The 410-nt window shown below is 79.8% G+C and carries 1 pseudogene; it reads right to left on the bottom strand.

Annotated features, from left to right (window positions below):
• Positions 1-410: pseudogene (locus CCN44_RS44670) on the bottom strand (hypothetical protein); the annotation flags it as partial.

The raw sequence follows: 410 nt of genomic DNA, 5'->3' as shown, positions 1-410 counted from the left end.
GTCCCGTCGGCACGGTCGGCAGGGGCGGCTGCTCCCCCGCCGGCGCGGACGGGTACGGTCCCGCCACCGACGGCGCCTGCTCCCCCGCGACCGCCGACGGGTACGGTCCCGCCACCGACGGCGGGTACTCCCCCGCGACCGTCGCCGGCCGCTGCCCGGTCACCACGGAGGGGTGGGCCGGGGTCACCGGGGCCGGATGGGGCGGAGTCACCGCGGCCGACTGCCACGCCCCCGTCGGCAGGACCTCCGAGACGGCGTTGCGGCGGGGGGCGACCAGGGCCGGGCCGTAGTCGTCCTGGAGCCGGGTGCCGGGCACGGTGAGGTGCGCCGGGTCCGCGCCCAGCTCCCGGCCGTACCGCCAGAACTCGATGTCGCAGCCCGTCTCCAGCCCGCCGAGCACCTGCCCGCCG

It is taken from the genome of Streptomyces tricolor (genome assembly GCF_002155905.1).
GTDB classification, from domain to species: domain Bacteria; phylum Actinomycetota; class Actinomycetes; order Streptomycetales; family Streptomycetaceae; genus Streptomyces; species Streptomyces tricolor.
The sequence above is the reverse complement of the archived record's forward strand: the minus strand, read 5'-3'. Positions and strand labels throughout refer to the sequence as shown.